General features: G+C 33.2%; 23 protein-coding genes. 18 read left to right on the top strand and 5 right to left on the bottom strand.

Annotated elements, in window-relative coordinates; translation table 11 throughout:
• The first annotated feature begins 2 nt into the window (after nt 1-2).
• Both WKV44_01665 and WKV44_01660 read left to right on the top strand, forming a co-directional pair.
• Complete coding sequence (locus tag WKV44_01665) at nt 3-758, top strand: WecB/TagA/CpsF family glycosyltransferase (protein ID MEM5947241.1); 756 nt, start codon at nt 3-5, stop codon at nt 756-758.
• On the top strand, nt 755-1,882 hold the full coding sequence (locus WKV44_01660; protein MEM5947240.1) for a sigma-54 dependent transcriptional regulator: 1,128 nt from the start codon (nt 755-757) through the stop codon (nt 1,880-1,882). Before WKV44_01665 ends, WKV44_01660 begins: the two co-directional genes overlap by 4 nt.
• Here WKV44_01660 and WKV44_01655 read toward each other — a convergent pair.
• On the bottom strand, nt 1,879-2,328 hold the full coding sequence (locus WKV44_01655; GenBank protein ID MEM5947239.1) for a hypothetical protein: 450 nt from the start codon (nt 2,326-2,328) through the stop codon (nt 1,879-1,881). The two genes, WKV44_01660 and WKV44_01655, sit on opposite strands and share 4 nt — an antisense overlap.
• A 68-nt stretch (nt 2,329-2,396) precedes the next feature.
• Here WKV44_01655 and WKV44_01650 point away from each other — a divergent pair, with 68 nt between their 5' ends.
• The 4 genes from WKV44_01650 to WKV44_01635 all read left to right on the top strand — a co-directional run bounded on the left by WKV44_01650 (nt 2,397) and on the right by WKV44_01635 (nt 5,112).
• On the top strand, nt 2,397-3,128 hold the full coding sequence (locus WKV44_01650) for an SDR family oxidoreductase (GenBank protein MEM5947238.1): 732 nt from the start codon (nt 2,397-2,399) through the stop codon (nt 3,126-3,128).
• Nucleotides 3,129-3,212: 84 nt separating this feature from the next.
• The gene (locus WKV44_01645) at nt 3,213-3,764 is read left to right on the top strand and encodes an STAS domain-containing protein (GenBank protein ID MEM5947237.1); all 552 of its coding nucleotides are present in this window, start codon (nt 3,213-3,215) and stop codon (nt 3,762-3,764) included.
• A gap of 3 nt (nt 3,765-3,767) precedes the next feature.
• Nucleotides 3,768-4,460, top strand: a complete 693-nt coding sequence (locus tag WKV44_01640) for a PspA/IM30 family protein (GenBank protein MEM5947236.1) — start codon at nt 3,768-3,770, stop codon at nt 4,458-4,460.
• Entirely contained in the window at nt 4,447-5,112 is a 666-nt protein-coding gene (locus WKV44_01635) for a winged helix-turn-helix domain-containing protein (GenBank protein MEM5947235.1), read from the top strand. Before WKV44_01640 ends, WKV44_01635 begins: the two co-directional genes overlap by 14 nt.
• Before the next feature lie 19 nt (nt 5,113-5,131).
• Here the strand turns inward: WKV44_01635 and WKV44_01630 are convergent, their stop codons facing one another.
• Nucleotides 5,132-5,992 (bottom strand): ParB/RepB/Spo0J family partition protein, encoded by an 861-nt coding sequence (locus WKV44_01630; GenBank protein ID MEM5947234.1) that lies wholly within the window; start codon nt 5,990-5,992, stop codon nt 5,132-5,134.
• Nucleotides 5,985-6,734, bottom strand: coding sequence for an AAA family ATPase (locus WKV44_01625; GenBank protein ID MEM5947233.1), 750 nt, complete (start codon nt 6,732-6,734; stop codon nt 5,985-5,987). Before WKV44_01625 ends, WKV44_01630 begins: the two co-directional genes overlap by 8 nt.
• A 159-nt stretch (nt 6,735-6,893) precedes the next feature.
• Here WKV44_01625 and WKV44_01620 point away from each other — a divergent pair, with 159 nt between their 5' ends.
• Both WKV44_01620 and add read left to right on the top strand, forming a co-directional pair.
• Nucleotides 6,894-7,118 (top strand): NifU family protein, encoded by a 225-nt coding sequence (locus tag WKV44_01620; protein MEM5947232.1) that lies wholly within the window; start codon nt 6,894-6,896, stop codon nt 7,116-7,118.
• 65 nt (nt 7,119-7,183) lie between these two features.
• On the top strand, nt 7,184-8,239 hold the full coding sequence (gene add / locus WKV44_01615; protein ID MEM5947231.1) for an adenosine deaminase: 1,056 nt from the start codon (nt 7,184-7,186) through the stop codon (nt 8,237-8,239).
• 53 nt (nt 8,240-8,292) lie between these two features.
• On the opposite strand, the gene gyrA is transcribed toward add, so the two are convergent.
• Together gyrA and gyrB are read right to left on the bottom strand one after the other, a co-directional pair.
• The gene (gene gyrA / locus WKV44_01610; protein MEM5947230.1) at nt 8,293-10,725 is read right to left on the bottom strand and encodes a DNA topoisomerase (ATP-hydrolyzing) subunit A; all 2,433 of its coding nucleotides are present in this window, start codon (nt 10,723-10,725) and stop codon (nt 8,293-8,295) included.
• A gap of 14 nt (nt 10,726-10,739) precedes the next feature.
• Complete coding sequence (gene gyrB / locus WKV44_01605; GenBank protein MEM5947229.1) at nt 10,740-12,644, bottom strand: DNA topoisomerase (ATP-hydrolyzing) subunit B; 1,905 nt, start codon at nt 12,642-12,644, stop codon at nt 10,740-10,742.
• Between the two features lie 338 nt (nt 12,645-12,982).
• Here gyrB and dnaA point away from each other — a divergent pair, with 338 nt between their 5' ends.
• From dnaA to gcvH, 10 genes are all read left to right on the top strand, one after another.
• Nucleotides 12,983-14,341 carry a chromosomal replication initiator protein DnaA gene (gene dnaA, locus WKV44_01600; GenBank protein ID MEM5947228.1) on the top strand — a complete coding sequence of 453 codons (1,359 nt, stop codon included), beginning with the start codon at nt 12,983-12,985 and terminating at the stop codon, nt 14,339-14,341.
• Nucleotides 14,342-14,532: 191 nt separating this feature from the next.
• Nucleotides 14,533-15,624, top strand: a complete 1,092-nt coding sequence (dnaN, locus tag WKV44_01595; GenBank protein ID MEM5947227.1) for a DNA polymerase III subunit beta — start codon at nt 14,533-14,535, stop codon at nt 15,622-15,624.
• Nucleotides 15,625-15,631: 7 nt separating this feature from the next.
• A complete protein-coding gene (gene recF / locus WKV44_01590; GenBank protein ID MEM5947226.1) occupies nt 15,632-16,705 on the top strand; it encodes a DNA replication and repair protein RecF in 1,074 nt (357 codons plus the stop codon).
• Nucleotides 16,702-17,181, top strand: coding sequence for a DciA family protein (locus WKV44_01585; protein MEM5947225.1), 480 nt, complete (start codon nt 16,702-16,704; stop codon nt 17,179-17,181). Before recF ends, WKV44_01585 begins: the two co-directional genes overlap by 4 nt.
• Nucleotides 17,182-17,297: 116 nt before the next feature.
• Nucleotides 17,298-17,453 (top strand): 50S ribosomal protein L34, encoded by a 156-nt coding sequence (gene rpmH, locus WKV44_01580; GenBank protein ID MEM5947224.1) that lies wholly within the window; start codon nt 17,298-17,300, stop codon nt 17,451-17,453.
• The gene (rnpA, locus tag WKV44_01575; protein MEM5947223.1) at nt 17,434-17,781 is read left to right on the top strand and encodes a ribonuclease P protein component; all 348 of its coding nucleotides are present in this window, start codon (nt 17,434-17,436) and stop codon (nt 17,779-17,781) included. The genes rpmH and rnpA overlap by 20 nt, the downstream gene beginning before the upstream one ends.
• A gap of 13 nt (nt 17,782-17,794) precedes the next feature.
• Nucleotides 17,795-18,004: a membrane protein insertion efficiency factor YidD gene (gene yidD / locus WKV44_01570; protein ID MEM5947222.1), complete on the top strand. Its 210-nt coding sequence runs from the start codon at nt 17,795-17,797 to the stop codon at nt 18,002-18,004.
• 14 nt (nt 18,005-18,018) lie between these two features.
• Entirely contained in the window at nt 18,019-19,725 is a 1,707-nt protein-coding gene (yidC, locus tag WKV44_01565) for a membrane protein insertase YidC (GenBank protein MEM5947221.1), read from the top strand.
• 10 nt (nt 19,726-19,735) lie between these two features.
• Entirely contained in the window at nt 19,736-20,404 is a 669-nt protein-coding gene (gene jag / locus WKV44_01560) for an RNA-binding cell elongation regulator Jag/EloR (GenBank protein MEM5947220.1), read from the top strand.
• Nucleotides 20,404-20,793, top strand: coding sequence for a glycine cleavage system protein GcvH (gene gcvH, locus WKV44_01555; protein MEM5947219.1), 390 nt, complete (start codon nt 20,404-20,406; stop codon nt 20,791-20,793). Before jag ends, gcvH begins: the two co-directional genes overlap by 1 nt.
• Nucleotides 20,794-20,800 lie beyond the last annotated feature (7 nt).

Below are 20,800 nucleotides of genomic sequence, written 5' to 3'. Positions count from 1 at the left end.
TAATGGCAAAAGATATATGGAATTATAAAACAAGAATAAAACTGTTAGGAATTCCCGTTGACGATATAGAAGAAGAGAACATTGAAAAATGCTTTGAAAATTTTATATTGGACAAAAAAATCAATCATATAATATTTATAAAATTAAAACATTGTTTTAAAGCAAGAAGATCAAAAAAATACAGAAAAGTCCTGGAATCTGCAGATCTTATTCTTCCATTAGATAGAGCTATAGTATGGGGAATAAAACGACTAAAACAAAAGCCCCCAGTAAGATATATGCCATTTGATTTTATAATAAAATTACTGCATTTTACAGAAAAGAAAAAAGGTAGCCTGTATTTGCTTGGAGAATCTCCCAAAGACATATTAAAAATAGAAAATAATATTAAAACAACATTTCCCAACCTGAGAATTGTGGGAAAACATCACGGCAAGGTGCCTGCTTCTTCTATGGAAAAACTGCTTACCGCAATAAAAAAAGCATCTCCAGATGTCCTGATAATAGGTTCTGGAATAAAAAAACCGGAATACTGGATTTTAGAAAATAAGGAGTACCTTCCTCCATCTATAGTTATATCTTCTCCGGAAACAATGAAAATATTTTCCGGAAAGAAAAAAGACTATAGAAAAAATTTTTATGCAAAAAAGCCACCTTTAATGAACATAATAGTCAACCCTTTTAAAATCTTAAAAATATTTTATTATCTTTATTTTGCGTTGTTTGTATTATTTTATAGATTATTGGGAAAACAATGATAAAAATTGTTCTTGTTACAAAAAAGGAGGATCTCGCTTATTATTTAAAAAATTGTCTTGAAGAAAACTATAGTTTTTTTATTGCAAAGGATATTGAAGCACTCAAAGAAACGTCACAGGAAAATAATCCTGATATCATTTTTTTTCATGTGGAAAATGAAACAGAAAAAGATCAGCTTTTAACTCTGCTTTCTAACCAAGAAACAACACAAGTAGCAGTAATATCCCCTATTACGGATTCTTCTTTTATTGTCTTCTGCATGGAAAATGGTGCAATAGATTTTATAAATAATCCAGAAACAGATAGGATAAAAGAAACAATAAAAAAGGCTCTGAAAAAAAAGTTATACAACACTAAGATAATTGCAAATTCTCTGACAGAAAAAATAATAGGGACTAGTGATGCAATAACAAGATTAAAGGAGTATCTTCCTATGCTTGCACAGGTTACGGAAACAGTTCTTATAAGCGGAGAAAGTGGAACAGGAAAAGAATTGGTCGCAAGAACTATTCACAAGATTTCTCCAAGAAAAGAGTTTCCTTTCGTAGCAGTTAACTGTGGAGCGTTGCCTGCAAGTATCATTGAGTCGGAGATGTTTGGTACGGAGGCAGGTGCGTATACAGATGCAAAAAACAGACCAGGATTTTTCGAACAAGCAAATGGGGGAACTCTATTTCTGGATGAAATAGGAGAACTTCCTTTGGATTTACAGGTTAAATTTCTCAGAGTACTGGAAGAAAAACAAATATCCCGTCTCGGAGGGCATAGGGTAATTCCAATTGATATAAGAATCATATGTGCTACCAATAAAAATCTCAAAGAAGAAGTAAAAAACAGAAATTTTAGAGAAGATTTATATTACAGGATAAACATATTAAAAGTGGATCTTCCTCCACTTAGAAACAGAAAAGAAGATATTGTTTTGCTTACTCTATTTTTTCTTAAAGAGATGGAAAAGGAATATGGTAAAATAGAAATCAACGAAAAAGCCATAGAAAGGTTAAACGCTCACGATTGGCCTGGAAACATAAGAGAATTGAAAAATATTGTATCCCGTGCTGTAATAGATAGCAAAATGAAAGGCAGAAAAATAATTCTGCCAGATTCCATTATTTTCGATTAATTAATAATTCTAATATCTTTTAAAAACACCCTAACATCATTATCAGCCGAGGATTGTACCAAAGAAACTATTCCTATTATTTTTTTCCCTGCAACAATAGAATATTCATTAACAGAATCTCTTCTTGTTTTTGGGATTCTCGAGAATAAATTTTCATCTGTTATTAGAGCTGTTACTTGGTACATTTTTACTTCATCAAGACCGAACCATTCTCCTGATACAATATCAACTTCTGCTCTATTATTTTTATTATCTATTCTTATTTCTGTGATTATTCCATCTATCAGAATATTAACATCTTTATAGTTAGAAAGATTTCTATCAGCTATTATGCGCGTCAAATCCCTCAGATTGATGTTAAATAACACGTTAGAAAATATTTTTTCTTGAGCGTTTACATAAAAACAAGAAAGCAATACAATAAGGCACAGGAATACTTTCTTCATATTTTTCCCCTGTGTGTTTTCTTTTATGATATGTTAAGCTTTTATATAGGTCAAGGTAAAGGAAAACTATGTCGCATAATATCAAAAAAAAGAAAGCTATGATAATAGGTGGAAGCGGAGGTATAGGAAAACATATATCTCTAACATTGGCAAAATTGGGAGTAAACCTAATTATTCACGGGGGAAAGGACAGAGACAAACTCAATACTACGCTAAAAGAATGCAAAAAACATACTACAGAGGTATCTGGATTTCTTGCAGAAATATCGAGAGAAAAAGAATTCATTGAAAGATGTGTTTCTTTTATGCCTGTAGATATTCTCATCATATCGGCTGGACCTGTTTTATATAAAGAAATAGCTGAAACAACAGAAGATGAGTGGGATTTTATCGTAAAAGCCAATTTTACACTGCCGTCAATTATTATAAGCAAAGCTCTTAAAGGAATGATAGAAAATGGATATGGAAGAATAATCCTAATGGGAGGTAACAATACAGATCATATAAGAGGATACAAACGTATTGCTGCATATTCTGCGGCAAAGACAGCACTTGGAGTTATTGCCAAATCTATTGCTAACAGCTATTCAAAATATAATATAAGTTGTAACATTTTGTGCCCAGGAGTTGTTCTTACGGAATATCAGGATAAGAGTTCTTTACCCTTTTCCGTTAAGGTAGAGAATCATTTTTTTACAGATGGAGAAGATATTGCAGAAATAGTTGCAGATATCGTAAAAAAAGAAAAACCTGTGTTAAACGGAGCAATAATTTCTGTCGATAAAGGATTTAGACCTTAAGACAATAATTAATGAAGATATATATTTGACAAAAAAATAGCTGCCTTATATTATTATTGTAAAGGTTGAATGGTGAGGTAGAAAATGACAAACAACGATATAATTCCCGGATTTGATGAAGAAAAAGACGAAAGCCTTAAGATTCGCCTACAAAAAGTGGATAATGTGGACGGCTGCATAATACTTTATCTCAATGGTTATATAGATACGTATAATTCTAATTTCTTCCAAAAAAGAGTAAGTAAGGTAATAGAACACGGTTACGTCAGGATAATATTTCACTGTGGTGGTCTTAATTATGTATCAAGTACTGGTATTGGCTCTTTTACAGCCTTTCTTAAAGCTGTAAAAACACGTAACGGTGATATTGTTCTTCTTGAAATTCAACCTAAGGTCTACGAGGTTTTTCAGCTTTTGGGATTTTCTCAGTTTTTTACTATCAAGGATTCTCTCGATGATGCAGTAGCCCATTTTTCGGAAACAGGGAAAAAACCTCAGGAAGAGATTTTTCCAAAAATTTTCAAATGTCCTATATGTTCCAAGAAACTCAAGGCTACCAGACCGGGCCGATTCAGATGTTCGGAATGTAAGACTATCCTTGCCATTGATAACAGTGGCCAGGTCTTTTTGGGTTAGTTTATGGGTTTGTTTGGCAGATTTATCAGAGCTGTAAAAGCCCAGTTTTCTTCTCTTGTAAAAAAAATGGAAGATCCGGAAAAGTTGTTAGATCAGCTTATTCTGGATATGAATAAACAGCTTATAGAAGCAAAAAAATCAGTAGCCCACGCACTAGCGGATCAAAAAAGACTGGAAAAAAGAGTAGAAGAATGCAGGGCCGAGGTACATAGTTGGGAAGAGAAAGCAGTTATTGCCCTTAAGGCTGGAAGAGAAGATCTGGCAAAAGAAGCTTTACTTAAAAAAGCAGATGCGGAAGAAGAGTTAAAGGCTTTTGAAGAAAATTATAAAAAACAGCATGAAACTGTGGAAAAGCTAAAAAAATCCTTAAGAGAGCTTCAGGAAAAAATAGAGTCTGCAAGAAGAAAGAGAAACATACTTATTGCCAGAGCAAAAAGAGTACAGACTCAGAAGAAACTGCAGGAGACTATAAAGGGTATATCTGATACTTCTGCTTTTCTGGCGTTTGATGAGTTGGAGAAACGCGTAGAAGAGATGGAGTCGGAAGCAGAGGCAATGGAAGAATTGGAAGTCGACTCCAGAGCAAAAAGCCTCGAGGAGGAAATAGCCAAACTTGAAAAGCCTGAGGACAAAGCGGATATATTGCTACAGGATTTAAAGAAAAAGCTTAGTCTGCCGGAAAATGATAAAGAGTGATGGAGTAGCTATATTCTTACGAGATGTATCTCAATCTGTTTTCTTAAAAGAACAATTAAAAAAAACAGCGCAGTATAATTCTTTTTTTCTTGTGTCTTCCCTAGAAGATGCTGTTTCTCATCCTGTTTGTGTTATTACCTGGGAGGATTTTTTATCTGTTTCTTCTCTTGACAAAATCAATTCTTATATTATTGTTTCTGGAACTCCTTCTAATGTTGCAAAGGCTTTTTCTCTAGGATGCGCTGATTATCTCAAAGAACCATGGTCACTAGAAGAGCTTGTCGCCAGAACTTCCAGGTTTTTGAGAAAAAATATAAAAACAGAATTTCTTGATATCTGGTTTGATAATCATAAAATCGTTGTAAATGATTCACCTCTTTGGCTAAGTCCTACAAGAAAGAACTTGCTCCTGTTTTTTTTAAAAAACTCCGGAGTTTGCCTGCCCAAGGGTGCCATTGCAATGACAATAGGAAGTAAGTTAGAAAATTCCAGAGCGGTTGATATGCAAATTGCTATTCTCAGAAAAGAATTGGCTGCCTGTCTTCCGGGTTTGGAAAAATGTATAGTATCAGTAACACGAAAGGGTTATATTTTTTTGCCAGAAAGGTTTCAGCAGGTATGCGACTGTCATAAAAAAAGCAAGTCGCGCTAGCGGCTTGCATTCGATATTTTTATTTTATCAATAAATCTATTATGCGCGTTAAATCGTCAGCAGAGTAGTAGTCTATTTGCAGTGTGCCTCTCTTAAGACTACCTTTTATACGTACCTTGGTGCCAAACTTTTCTATGCATTTTTCTTCCAGTTGCCTTAAAAATGGGTCGTTTGTTCTACTAGGTTCTACTGTATCTGTTTTGCTTTTTTGCAATCTGCCGCTGTTTAATTCTGCTGCAAGACGCTCAGCTTCTCTTACAGATAAGCCTTCTGCTATTATACGTTGATAGAGTTTTTCCATTGCGGCCGGATTAACTACGGACAATATGGCGCGTGCATGTCCCGGACTTATTTTTTTTTCTTCCAGAGCTTTTTGCATTTTTTCTGGAAGTTGGAGTAGACGCAAAGCGTTTGCAATTGCCGGACGGCTCTTTCCCAATCGCTTTGCAAGCTCGTCTTGAGTGATAGATGCGTGGTTCATAAGATCTTTGTATGCAAGAGCTTCTTCTATGGGTGAAAGGTCTTCCCGCTGGATATTCTCTATTAAAGCTATTTCGAGCCGTTCTTGCTCAGTAAAGCTCCTTATTATTACAGGAACCTTTTCCAACCCTGCAATTTTTGCCGCTCTATATCGGCGTTCTCCAGCTACAATCCTATATCGTCCCTCAGGAAGTTCTTCTACAAGAATTGGTTGTAAAACCCCCTTTTCCTTTATAGAAGATGCTAATTCTTCCAGTGAACTGTCGTCAAAATGTTTTCTTGGTTGTTCTTTATTTGCAACCAGTTCATCTATATCTATCTCAGTAAGCCCGGAGTTATCCTCTTTATCTATTGCACCCAATAAAGCATCTATGCCTTTTCCCAAAGCCTTCTTAGCCACGAGCAATCACCTCCTCAGCAAGCTTCATATAGCTCTTTGCCCCTATGCTAGAAGGCTTATAAAGGTTAATAGGTTTGCCAAAGGAAGGAGCCTCAGATAGGTTTACATTTCTTGGAATAATAGTTCTAAAAACCTTTCTACCAAAGTGGGAAACAACATTTTCCACAACCTCATTGGACAACCTTGTCCTAGAATCAAACATAGTAAATATTATACCACCTATTTTGAGATTGGGGTTGAGATTTTTTCTTATTCTGTCAACAGAAGACAACAAAAGAGACAGCCCTTCAAGAGCAAAATACTCACATTGCAACGGGATAAAAACCTGCTCTGCAGCCACAAGCCCGTTTATCGTAAGCAAACCGAGAGATGGAGGAGAATCGATAAAAATATAATCATAGTCATCTTTAAGCGGAGCAATAGCCTCCCTGAGTACAAACTCTCTGTTATCCGTATCCACAAGCTCTACATTTGCTGCAGTAAGATCGATACCAGAAGGAATCACATCCAGACCCAGCATCTCTGTGCCTCTGACAGCATCCTTTGCACCCACACCACCATGTATAACATCATAAATAGTTTTATCAGAAGAACTTACACCAACACTGCTTGATAAATTACCTTGAGGATCAAAATCCACCAGTAAAACCCTCTTACCAAGCTCTGCAAGAGACGCACCAAGATTAACCGCAGTAGTTGTTTTACCCACACCACCCTTTTGATTGGCAAAAACCGTAATCATAGACACAGTATACCTCAATAAAAAAGAAAAAGAAAGATATAGACCGAACGGCAGATGCTTTGCATCTGCCTTTGTTGATATAAAATCTATAAAAATAAAGCGATTGACCCGGATGAAAATAATGATTAAACTAAAGAAAAACAATCAACGGAAGGTATTATGAAACAAGAAGACGTACAAAATCTCATCAACGAGATAAGACCCTCTCTTATGGCAGACGGAGGAGACATAGAGTTGGTAGAAGTAAGTGAGGATGGAATAGTAAAAGTAAGGCTAAAAGGGGCATGCACAGGATGTCCTATGTCACAAATAACATTAAAACAAGGAGTAGAAGCCTATCTAAAACGAAAAATGCCAGAAATAGTATCTGTAGAGGCGGTTTAATAAAACCGCCTATCTAATTTTTAAGCAAAGATACCGATAATATACAAAAACAGCAAGGACATAAGATGTCACAAAAAAAACTTCAAAAAGAAGTAATACGTCAGTTTCCAAAAGTAGAACTGCACAGACACCTTGAGGGAACCTTTGCCGGAGAAACACTTCACCGCCTTGCCCTAAAAAACGGTCTAGATGTACCAAAAACATATGAAGAGTTTAAAAAAACAGCTCAATTTCCAAAAGACTCAGAACCGGATTTTCTTAAATTTCTTTCTAAATTCAGAACAGATTGGTACAAAAGCCTTGGAGACATAGAAGAAATAGTATACCAATCCGTAAAAAATCTTTCAAACGACGGCATTTTTTACATAGAACTCCGATTTTCTCCAGAACACTTTGCACTCAATAACAACTTTAACAGAGAAGAAGTAACAAAAATAATAGTAAGAGCAGGCAATCAAGCTGCAAAAGAAGAAGGCTTTAATATACGATATCTGATAACATTTAACAGAAACAAACAAAACCAACAACAAATGTTGGAATTGTACAACAAGATAAAAAAACTAGAAATAGAAGAAATAGTGGGAATAGATCTGGCAGGCGACGAAATACATTATGGTCCAGAACTATTTATAGACTTTTTTAAACAAATAAAAAAGGATAACAGATACGGGATAACAGTCCATGCAGGAGAAGTAACTCCAGCAGAAGAAATTTGGAAAGCAATAAAAAATCTAAATGCCACCAGAATAGGACATGGAACAGCTGCGATAAAAGATGAAAAATTACAAAACTATTTAAAAGAAAAGTTTATAATATTAGAACAATGCATAACATCCAATTATCAGACTGGTTCATGGACAGACTCAAAGAACCATCCATTTGGAACCCTGTTTAAAAAAGGTGTTCCTGTAACGCTTAACTCTGACGATCCTTTTATCCAAGATACAGATCTGACTGATGATTACATAAAGGCAATAGAATATTTTTCTTTATCGTTTGAAGACCTGAAAAAAATAAATCACTATGCTATAGAAGGCAGCTTTTTATCAGAAACAGAAAAAAAAGAATTATTAACAAAGTTTGATAAAAAAGCAGAAAGCTTTAAAAAAATGTTAATATAAAAACGGAGTGTTTCACGTGAAACACTCCGCAAGCTTAAATTAACCATAAGCTCTCAATCCTTATCTCGAGCAATCCTGTCAACAGAGACAGCATAATCGGCATTGTCTATATTTACAACCTTTACTCCGGAAGCCTGCCTTCCCATCTCAGACACATCCTTTACTGCCATTTTTATAATGTTTCCCTGTGCTGTGACAACCATAATGTCGTCTTTATAATCCACAGAAATAGCAGCTGCTAGTTCACCTGTCTTTTCTGACACTTTATAAGCTATCTGTCCTTTTGTAGCTCTCCCGTGTGGAGAAAACTGTTCAAATGAAAGCCTCTTACCATATCCATAGCTGCTAACAAGAAGTAAATACTTATCCTTTTCTACCAGAGCAGCACCACATATTTCATCTCCAGCAGACAAATTCATAGCAGAAACACCTCTGGCAGTTCTTCCCATGACCCTAAAGTGCTCTTCTTTACACCTAAGAGCATATCCACCTCTAGAAACAAGAACAACCTCTCCATTGCCTTTTGTAAGAAGAGCATCCACAAGATAATCACCATTATCAAGACTTATAGCATTTACACCTCTTGTTTTAGCATTGGACAAAGTAGAAATATCCAGTCTCTTAGCATAGCCCTTTGCCGTAACAAGGAAAAGAAAATCATCAGACTCAAAAGAGCTTATTGCAACCACTGCAGAGACATCCTCATCAGGAGACATTTGTATGAGACTTCTTATGATTTTTCCTCTTGCAATCCTGGAACCCTCAGGAATCTCATGTACTTTAAGATAATAAGCTTTTCCCTCATTACTCAAAAATAATATATAATCATGTGTAGATGCTATAAAGAGATGCGTTACGGCATCATCTCCGTTAAGCTTACCGCCACTCAAACCTCTTCCGCCTCTCCCCTGCCTCCTGTAAGCACTTACCGGCATTCTTTTTATAAAACCGTCCTTAGATATGATTACCACCATATCTTCTTTTTGAATAAGATCTTCTATATCAAGATTCTCTGCTTCCTCAGGAACAATTTCTGTTCTTCTGTCATCACCATAATCTTCTGCTATTTTCAACGTTTCTTCTTTAACAACTTGTAGTATCTTTTCCTCACTGGCAAGAAGAGCTTTTAGCTCTGCTATTAGTTTTAAGGTTGCTTGAAGCTCTTCTACGATTTTTCTGGTTTCCAAACTTGTCAGTTTTTGCAAGCGCATATCAAGTATGGCCTGAGCCTGTCTTTCTGACAGAGAAAAACGCTTTATAAGATTAGTTCTAGCTGTATCTACTGTTCTGGACTTTTTGATTATTGCTATAACCTCATCAATGTTATCCAGAGCAATTTTGAGTCCTTCCAGAATATGAGCTCTTTCTTCTGCTTTTTTTAAATCATACTTTGCCCTTCTTATAACTATTTCTTGTCTATGATCGACAAAATATTTTATCAATTCTTTTAGAGTTAATGTCTTAGGCCGTCCATCAACAAGTGCAACATTGTTTACATAAAATACAGTTTGGAGAGGTGTCATCTTAAAAAGCCTATTAATAATGACTTTTGGGATAGCTCCTCTTTTTAATTCAAAAACAATTCTCATTCCGTTCCTGTCGGATTCATCTCTAATCTCAGATATTCCATCTATTTTTTTATCCTTGACAAGAGAAGCTATTTTTTCTAAAAGATTTGTTTTGTTTACTGCATAAGGTATTTCTGTCACAATTATTGCATCTTTCCCGGAGCGCAATGTCTCCAGAGTAAACCTAGCACGAACCGTAATAGCGCCTTTACCGGTAAGATAAGAACTTCTTATTCCTTTTAGTCCGTATATTATACCTCCTGTAGGAAAATCCGGACCTTTTATATATTTCAATAGCTCCTTATCTTTTATATTTGGATTTTTTATATATGCCGAAATAGCCTTTGCAACCTCATTCAAATTATGCGGAGCCATATTGGTAGCCATTCCCACAGCAATCCCACTCACCCCGTTTACAAGAAGATAAGGAACAGCAGCCGGCAATACAGAAGGTTCTTTAAGACTATCATCATAGTTTGGTATAAAATCTACTGTTTCCTTATTTATATCCTTTAGCATTTCTTCAGCAATTTTCTGAAGCTTTGCCTCCGTATATCTCATTGCAGCCGGAGGATCTCCATCAACAGAACCAAAGTTCCCCTGTCCTATAACCATTGGATATCTTAAAGAAAAATCTTGAGCAAGCCTTACAAGAGCATCATATATACTCTGATCTCCATGAGGATGATATTTTCCAAGAACATCTCCTACTATGCGTCCGCACTTCTTATAGGCCCTATCATGCCTAAGCCCCATCTCATACATTGCATAAAGAATTCTTCGCTGTACAGGTTTTAAACCATCTCTTGCATCTGGAAGAGCACGACTTACTATTACGGACATAGCATAATTGAGATAAGAGTTTTTTATCTCATCTTCTATAGGAATAGGTATTACTTTTCCCTGTAACTGAGCCACTCTATACTCCTTATTTATACATCAAGATTGGTAACAAACAAAGCATTATCTTCTATGAATTTTCTTCTGGGAGCCACTTGGTCTCCCATAAGAGTTGTAAACATTTCTTCAGCTTCTACAGCATCTTCTAGTTTTATTTTCATAATATTTCTTGTTGCAGGATTCATTGTTGTCTCCCACAATTGTTCCGGATTCATCTCTCCAAGACCCTTATAACGTTGAATATGTATCTCTTCCGAATATTTCTTTGACATTTCAGCTAAAATCTTATCTCTTTCTTCATCATTATAAGCATATTCCACATTATTTCTAATCCAGACCTTATAAAGAGGAGGCATAGCAATATACACATGCCCTTCTTCTATTAAAGGCTTCATATATCTATAAAAAAAGGTTAAAAGAAGGGTTCTAATATGAGAACCATCAACATCTGCATCAGCCATTATTATGACCTTATTATATCTAAGCTTTGAGATATCAAATTCATCACCCAAACCTGTCCCAAGAGAAGCAATAATCGGATAAAGCTTATCATTAGTCAAAACTTTTTCCACCCTGGTTTTTTCTACATTAAGCATCTTACCCCATAATGGCAAAATAGCCTGAAACTCCCTGTCTCTACCCTGCTTAGCGCTTCCACCAGCAGAATCTCCCTCTACAATAAATATTTCACATTTTTCCGGATTTTTTTCTGTACAATCAGCCAGCTTTCCCGGAAGATCCATATTCTCCAGATAGTTTTTTCTTCTTGCTATTTCTCTTGCTTTTCTTGCGGCAAGTCGTGCCTTTGCTGCCTGAAAACACTTTTCTATTATGGAATCAGCAACTTTTGGATATTTTGAAAAATACTCTTGCATATTTTCATACACAAAAGATTCTACTATGCCTTTTACTTCAGAATTCCCTAGTTTTGTTTTTGTCTGTCCTTCAAACTGAGGCTCTTTTATTTTTAAAGATATCACTGCGGTCAATCCCTCTCTCACGTCATCACCAGAAAGAGTGTCATCAAATTTCTTGGAATACTTTGATTGCTTAAACACATCATTAAGACATCTCGTAAGTGCAGACCTAAAACCTATTACATGGAATCCACCTTCTTTCGTATTAATATTATTAACAAATGAAAAAAAGTTTTCCGAATAAGAAGTATTGTATTCAATAGCACATTCTATTGCTACATCATTTTTTTCACCTTCAAAATATATAGGTTCCTTGTGCAGTGACGTTTTGTTTTTATTTAGAAAAGCAATAAACTCTTTTAACCCGCCTTCGTATTTAAAAAGATGTTCTTTTTCTTTTTTTCCGCGTTTGTCAACAATATATATCTCTATTCCCTTATTTAAAAAGGCAAGTTCTCGTAATCTCTGTGACAAAATATCAAAACTAAAATCCACTGTCTCAAATATATCCGAATCCGGTTTAAATCTTACAATAGTACCAGTTAAATCCGTAGCACCCTTTTCTGATACCGGAGCATCAGGAATACCTCTCTTGTAAGATTGGAAATATATTTTATTATTTCTATATACTGTTACCTCACACCATTCGGAAAGCGCATTAACTACAGATACACCTACACCATGCAGACCTCCAGAAACCTTATAATTGTTTTTATCAAATTTCCCGCCAGCATGCAGACGTGTAAGTACTAATTCCAATGCACTGACTTTTTCTACCGGATGGATATCTACAGGAATACCTCTACCATTATCTTTTACTTTTACTATATTACCAGGTTCTATCGTTATTTCTATTCTAGAACAATAACCTGCCAAAGCTTCGTCTATACTATTGTCTACTATTTCATATACAAGATGATGTAGACCGTCTTCTCCCGTAGAACCTATATACATTCCTGGTCTTTTTCTTACAGGTTCAAGACCCTTTAACACTTGGATTTGTTCTGCTGAGTATTCCATGAGAGTTCCTATTTCCTTTTAAGATTTTTGTAAGTATATACTTATTTTTTAGTTATATCAATCTTAATATAAAATGAGTTATTAACCATGCCTGTTGAAAAGATGTGGATAATAATATAAAAATTTACACCAAAAGAAATACCAAAAATTTTATAAATTTAATATTTTTGATATATTATTTTATATGTGTTTATTTTTATATATAATAAAAAAATAAATCTTACTTTGTTTTTTTCACAAAATTCATATCTACAAAAATACCTTATTATGATATAATAATTATCGTCTTATCTTTTTAATTTATTGTGGAATACTTGTGGAAAAAATAAGGAGAATATATGGCCGATACTGATTATTCCTATGACTATAAGATAATATGGGATGCTGTTACCTCAAAAATAAAAGACCCCAATGAAGATCTAATATCAACAGAAGAATATAATCTATGGTTTTCACAATTGGAATATCATACAGGAAAAGAAAATACTATAATACTGAGTGTACCTTCGGCATTTATAAAAGATCAAATAATACAAAGATACAAAAAAATAATAGAAACAGAAATAGAAAAAATTTTAGGGAAGAAACTTAGTTTGGATTTTGAAATAAGACAAAAAAATAAAGAGGAAAAAATAGAAGAAAAAATAATAAAACTGCCAGAGAGAAGAAGGACTTTGTTAAAAAAAGATTATACCTTTGATAATTTTGTAATTGGAGAAAATAATGCCTTTGCTGCAAATGCATGCATCGCAATCGCAAATAATCCAGGCAAATCATATAATCCTTGTTTGATATATGGAGGAGTTGGTCTTGGAAAGACTCATCTTCTACAATCTATTGGAAACAAAGTACATGATACTTTTGAAGATTATAAAATAGTATATGTAACAGCGGAAAATTTTACAAATGAGTTTATACAAGCAATACAAAACAGGGAAACAGAAAAATTTAAAAGAAAATACAGAACTGTAGATGTACTGTTAATAGACGATATTCATTTCTTTGTAAATAAAACGGAAACACAGGAAGAATTATTTCATACATTCAATGCATTATATGATTCTGAAAAACAAATGGTATTTACCTGTGATAGACCTGTTTCTGAGTTAAAAAATATAAGTGACAGATTAAGAAGTCGTTTTGAAAGAGGTTTAAATGTAGATTTACAACCACCATCTTTTGAAACAAGATGTGCAATTTTAAAGCGGAAGGTTATTCAAAGAGGAAAACAAGTATCAGATGAAGTTATAAATATAATAGCAGAAAAAATAACTACTAATGTTAGAGATCTGGAAGCTGCTTTGATAAAAGTGATAGCTTATTCCGAACTTGTAAAAAAACAAGTTACAAAGGAGATAGCAGAATCTCTTTTATCCGACATGTCAAAAAACGTTTCTGATAAAAAAAACATAACTATAGAAACAATACAAGAAAAAGTAGCTAACTATTTTAACATAAAACAAAATGATCTACGAAACAAAAAAAGAACAAGAACTATATCTTTTCCAAGACAAATAGCAATGTATATATCAAGAGAACTTACAGAATTTTCTACAACAGAAATAGGAGAGGCTTTTGGGGGAAGAGACCATACCACAGTAATGTATGCTATACAAAAAATAGAGTCAAAAATGAAAACAGATCCTACATTACATAAAATAACAGAACACTTAATAAAAGAAATAAAAGGTGAATAACCTGTGGCTTTTTTGACAGAAATATGTTTATAATTTACAATGCTGTGGATAATTGTATAAATTGTTAATAACAATATTTAGTTTTTATTTATATAAAATTTTATAAAAGAATGACTAATACTGTTATCCACAAGTTAACTGTTACTATTACTATTATTACTAGAATTTATATATAAATAAGGAGTAATAAAATGCGAATAAAATGCGAAAAAGATGATATCCTAAAAGAAATATCCATAGCTCAAGACATAATATCCTCAAAAAATTCAATATCCATACTCTCAAACATTCTTCTTAGTGCAAATAATGGAAAACTGCTTATAAAAGCTACTGATCTTAAGATATCATTTGAAACAAGTATGGACGTAGATGTTATAGAAGAAGGAACAACCACTGTTTTTTTTGATAAGTTGTTAGGAATACTTAGAACTATCCCTCCTGGAGAAATAGAAATAATACATGAAAACGATACATTAAAAATAAAAACAGTATTTAAAAAAATAGTTTTTGATCTTAAAACTATATCGGCAGATAAATTTCCAGAATCTCCTTCCTTTTCTGGTTCTTATTTTTCTGTTAATCAAAAAGATTTTATCGATATGATATCTAAAACAGTTTTTGCTGTTTCCGATGATGAGACACGTTATTTTATGAATGGTGTTTTTATGGAAACAGAGGATAGTTCTCTTATAATGGTAGCTACGGATGGGAGAAGACTTTCTCTTTCTGAAAAAAAATTTGAAAACATTCCGTCTTTTTCCGGGATAATAATTCCTCCAAAGGTTTTAAATCTTGTAAGAAAACTCTTACCCGGCGAAGGTCTTGTGGATGTAGCTGTAGATGAAAGACATATTTTTATAAAATACGGGAGTATACATATATCAAGTAGTCTTATCGATGGTAATTTTCCTGCTTATAGAAGGGTTATTCCCGAAGCACAAGATTACAAGGTTTTTGTTAATAAAACAGAACTTCTCGAAGCTCTTAAAAGAGTTTCTCTTCTTGTTGGAAAGACGAAAAAGATTTTTATGCTTATAAAAGCAGGGTTTATTATATTAAGTTCTGAGGAATCCGAAATAGGTGTTGCAAGAGAAGAAATAGCAGCTCAGTATGATGGGGACGAGCATACAATAGGAATCAATTATCAATATCTTATGGAACCACTCAAAGTTATGGAAGGTGATGTGGTGGAAATCCAGTTTACGGATTCTACAAAGGCAATAACTTTGAAAGAAAAAGATAATGGAAATTCTTTTAATATTATAATGCCAATGCAGCTTTAGTGTTAAAATGTTTTCTTATATAGATTTTAAAAATTTTAGAAATATTGAGGATGGGGTAATAAATACTAACTCATCCTCAATTATTTTTATGGGCGAAAATGGTCAGGGAAAAACAAATATATTAGAATCAGTTTATATGTTATGTTATGGAACTTCTTTTAGAACAAAAAAGAATAAGATTATTGTTAAAAATGGTTTTTCTTACATGTCTATTTCTGGAGACTATAAAAATAATAATAGTATAAGTATTCCTGTTTCTATTATTTTAAAAGATGGTAAAAAAAGTATTTTTTTTAATAATAAAAAAACTGAAAGCATGGAAAGTTTATTTGATAATTTTCCTTGTATTGTTTTTGCTAATGATGATATCAATTTTGTTAATGGAGAACCTGTTTTTCAAAGAAAGTTTATTGATCAGATGATTGTTTTATACGATCCTCTTTTTATATATAAATTGAGAGAATATAAAAAATTATTAGAGTCCAGAAATAAGTTGATAAAAGAAAATAATATTAAGTTACTGGATATTTATGATAAAAAGCTTTCTGTTTTAGGAAGTTTTATTAGTTCTAAAAGAGAATGGTTTATCAATTATGTTAAGAACGATTTTTCCAATATTATGTCAGATTTAACCGGTAAAGAGGTTAAAATAAAATTTTTATCGTCTTATAAATCTTTTTCCGTGGATGATATTTTTGAATATTACATTAATAACAGAAAAAAAGACTTTTCTATAGGCTATACTTCTGTTGGTTCTCATAGGGATAGAGTTTTTTTTGAATATGAGGATAAGAATTTTGTTTCTTATGCTTCTACTGGTCAGATAAGAACCATAGCTCTTGTTTTGAGAATTTTACAAGCACGGTTTTTATTTTATGTTTCAAAGAAAAAACCAATATTACTTATGGATGATGTTTTGTTGGAGTTGGATCCTTGTAGAAGAAAAAAATTATTATCGCTGTTACCTGAATTTTCTCAGATTTTTTTTACTTTTTTGCCTGATGAACCGGCTATGAATTATCTTAATATCAAGAATAGTATTGTTTATTCTGTCAAAGGTGGAAGGGTTTTTATAGCATGAAAAAAGCTTCCGATTTAATTGAAGCTATTCTTTCTTCTTATGTCTCAAATAGTAAAGATGATTATTTTGAGTTTTTTAAAAATTGGAGAGTTCTTTTAGGTGATAAGCTTGCTTATCACTGTAAAATAGAGGATGTAAAGGATAATTGTCTTATTGTTTCTTTTGATGATGCAATATGGTTGCAAGAGTTTTCTTTAAAAAGACAAGGTGTTGTTTTATCTTATATTAAAAAAAATTTTCCTCAGCTTTCTATAAAAAATATTGAGATGTATGTAAGAGATATTGTTGTTGATGATAATGATGTTACGGAGGATGTTTATATATTTAAAAAAAATAAGCCATTGAAAAAGAAAAATAGGGAAAGTGAAAAAAAATATTTTTCTGATCCTGTTGATAATATAAAAGATGATAAGCTTAAAGTATTGCTAAAAAGATTAAAAGATGCTATTGATTACAAAGAAAACGGTAAAGCATAGCTTTACCGTTCGGTTTATTGTTTTTTGTAATTTGCTATTATTGACGTAATATAGAACAATATCTATACTGTATTTTCCTGTTTTTGAGGATTTATACCCTTTTAAGGAGTTTTTATATGAAGAGAACTTATCAGCCTAGTAGAACAAAGAGAGTAAGAAAGTTCGGTTTTAGGGCTAGAATGAAGACCAAGGGTGGTCGTCTTGTTCTTAAAAGAAGAAGAGCTAAGGGAAGGAAAAAGCTGACAGTCTCAAATGAAAAAAAGCCTTACTAAAGAGGAAATTTTAAGAAAAAGAAAAGATATCGAATTCCTGTTTAAAGAGGGCAAGAGAGTTTCTGTAGATGGTGCAGGGATGGTTTTTGTTAAGAACAATTGCGGTTTTAATAGGGTATTGTTTCTTGCACCAAAAAAAATCAAAAAAGCAGTTGATAGAAATAGATTGAAAAGAGTGGAAAGAGATATATATAGAAATAATAAAGCTATATTAAAATCCGGATACGATCTTGCCCTGGTTTTTTTTCCTGGAGACTATTTTTATGAAGAAAGGAAGGAGCAGTTTTGCTCCCTTATTAAGAGAGCCGGATTATCAAAGGATAGTTAAAAAGAAATCTTTTTTGGGGCGTTTATTTATTTTTTTCATCAGAGTATATCAACGCCTTGTTTCCCCTTTATTTCCAGCAAAATGCAGATTTTTTCCTACTTGTTCTCATTATACTATTGAAGCTATAGAAAAATATGGTGCTTTTAAAGGTGGATGGCTTGGTTTAAAAAGAGTTTCCAGATGTCATCCTTTTAATCCCGGGGGATATGATCCGGTTCCGTAAGAAGGAGTTATTTTATGGAGAGAAATGTTGTACTTGCGGTAATTTTATCTGCTATCGTTATTTTTGCTTCTGCTGTTATAAATACTATGTTTTTTGTTCCCCAACAGAGTTCTTTGCCTGAGACTACTGTTTATAAAGAAAATAGTGTTGAAACTAGAAGTAATGATTTGTTGAATGATGATAAAAATGTTATTAGTAATGATTTGTCTTATGATATAAGTGTAGAAGACAATGATTTTCCTGCAGAACAGGATTATGTTTATGATAATGGACTTGTAAGAGTTGTGTTATCCAATAAAGGTGCTGTTGTAAAATCTTTTGAGTTGTTAAAGCATAAAGATGGTGATAAACCAGTGGATATGTTTTTTTACGGAAAAAATAATATAGGTGCTTTTAATTTGTTTTTAGGAAAAGAGAATATTCCTATTGATGAGACTTTTAAATTGGAAAGGAAAGATAATACTTTTGAATTTTACAGGGATTTTAAGGTTTCCGAATCGAGTTTTAAATTAATAAAAAGATATGTCTTTTATCCTGGAGAATATATGTTTAAGCTCGAAGTAGAAATAATAAATTCTGAGAATAAGGCTCTACCTCTTAATTTTGATGGAGTTTCATATACTCTTGATACTGGTTTTGAGATAGGTCCTGAGTTTGAAAGTCTTGATAGATATGAATATAGGAAGTTTTATTATTATTCCAATTCTAAGATGAAGGAAGAAAATTTAACAGCTGGAAAGGTTAAGGACTTTGATATTTCTGCTTCCTGGATTGGTTTGGCTGGAAAGTATTTTACTCTTATATCCGTTCCTATTCTTACAAAATATGATTTTTCTTTTTCCACTGTTTACGATGGTTTAGATGTTTCTGTGCATAGAATTCTTATTTACAGGCCATATACTTCTGGTGCAAGAATAAGAGATGTTTATAATTTTTATGTTGGTCCTAAGCTTGTATCTGAACTTAGTAAATATAATAGTAAAGAAAAGAATTCTCTCGGTTTGTCGGAGTTAAAACTTAATAAAATAGTGGATTCCAGTTTTTGGGCGCCTCTTGAAAATATTCTTAAATTTTTTCTAAATCTTTTTTATAAGATAGTGCCCAATTATGGTGTTGCAATAATCTTTTTGACTTTATTTGTTAAACTTTTGCTTTTTCCGCTTACTCATAAGAGTTACGAATCTACCAGTAAGTTGCAGGCTCTTTCTCCAAAAATGGAAGAGATTAGAAATAAATATAAAGATGACCCGCAGAAGATGAATCAGGAAATAGCCCTTCTTTATCAAAAAGAAGGGGTAAATCCTCTTGGCGGATGTTTGCCGATGCTTCTTCAGTTGCCTATTTTCTTTGCTCTTTATAGTCTTTTTAATACGCATTTTGATTTGAGAGGAGCCATGTTTATTCCTGGTTGGATAGAGGATCTGTCTATTCCTGAAAGTATTTTTTCTTTGGGTTTTAATTTGCCTTTTCTTGGTTCTGAGATAAGGTTATTGCCTATTTTACTTGTAGCGACTCAGATATTGTCTACAAAAATAACTCAGGGAGCTAATAAAGCTGCGCAAGGACAGTCTATGATGTATATTTTGCCTGTTGTTTTTATGTTTATTTTATATAATGCTCCTGCTGGGTTATTGGTATATTGGTGTGCTATGAACATTTTTACTATTTTTCAACAGATGTATGTTAATAAATTAATGATGAAGAAAAAATCTTCTAATTGAGGAGTGATATATGGTTCAGGAATTTGAAGGGAAAACAGAACAGGATGCAATAAAAAGAGCTATAGATGAACTTGGATTGAGCCGAGAGTCTTTTGACGTAGAAATAGTAGAAGAACAAAAACCAAGGCTCTTTAAATCTGGTAAGGTTGTAATAAGGGTGCATATACCAGAAGGAGTAATGACAGGGGAGAAAAAGATATATTCTCAGCCTGAGAATGATGTGGAACATGCTGTTATTGATTTTGTAGAGAAGCTTACTGAAAAAATGGGTTTCCCTGCAAAGGTTTTTATTTCTGACAGACAGGAAAACAAGCTTATTCTTGTTGTAGAATCAGAATATTCTAATATTTTGATAGGAAGAAAAGGAAAAAATCTAGATGCAATACAGCTCCTTGCTAATGTGATAGTTTCCAGATTGGGTGCAGAAGAGTTAAAGGTTGTAATAGATGCTGAAAACTACAGGAGCAGAAGAGAAGAACAGATTGTAAGTATGGCAAGAAAGATTGCAAATCAGGTAAAAAGAACGAGACGTTCTGTTCTGCTTGAGCCCATGAATCCTTTTGAAAGAAGGCTCATTCATACTGCTTTAAGCGATATTAAAGATGTTGCAACAAAAAGTGAAGGCGAAGGACTTATAAAACAGGTCAGAGTTTATTATACAGGTGGAAGGAGAAAATAATGGAGTATAGAGAAGGACTATATTACGCAGAAACTCACGAATGGGCATTGCTTAATAATAATGATGAAATTGTTATATGTGGGATATCTGATTATGCACAGAATAGTCTAGGAGATGTTGTTTTTGTAGAATTGCCTGAGGTTGGAAAAGAAGTTAAAAAGGGAGAAAGTTTTGGTGTTATAGAATCTGTCAAGACAACAAGCGATGTTCATGCTCCGCTCTCCGGAAAAATTGTGGAAGTTAATGCTAAATTAAAAGATAAGCCGGAACTTATAAATTCTTCTCCTTTTGAAGAGGGTTGGCTTATAAAAATAAAGCCTTTTAATACAGCAGAGATGTCGTCCCTGATGACAGTTTCTGATTATAAGAAATATGTAGAGTCAATTTAGGGATTTT

This window comes from Spirochaetia bacterium 38H-sp, from assembly GCA_039023545.1.
Lineage (GTDB): Bacteria > Spirochaetota > Spirochaetia > Winmispirales > Winmispiraceae > Rarispira > Rarispira pelagica.
This window is presented reverse-complemented; position numbering and strand designations above follow the sequence as displayed.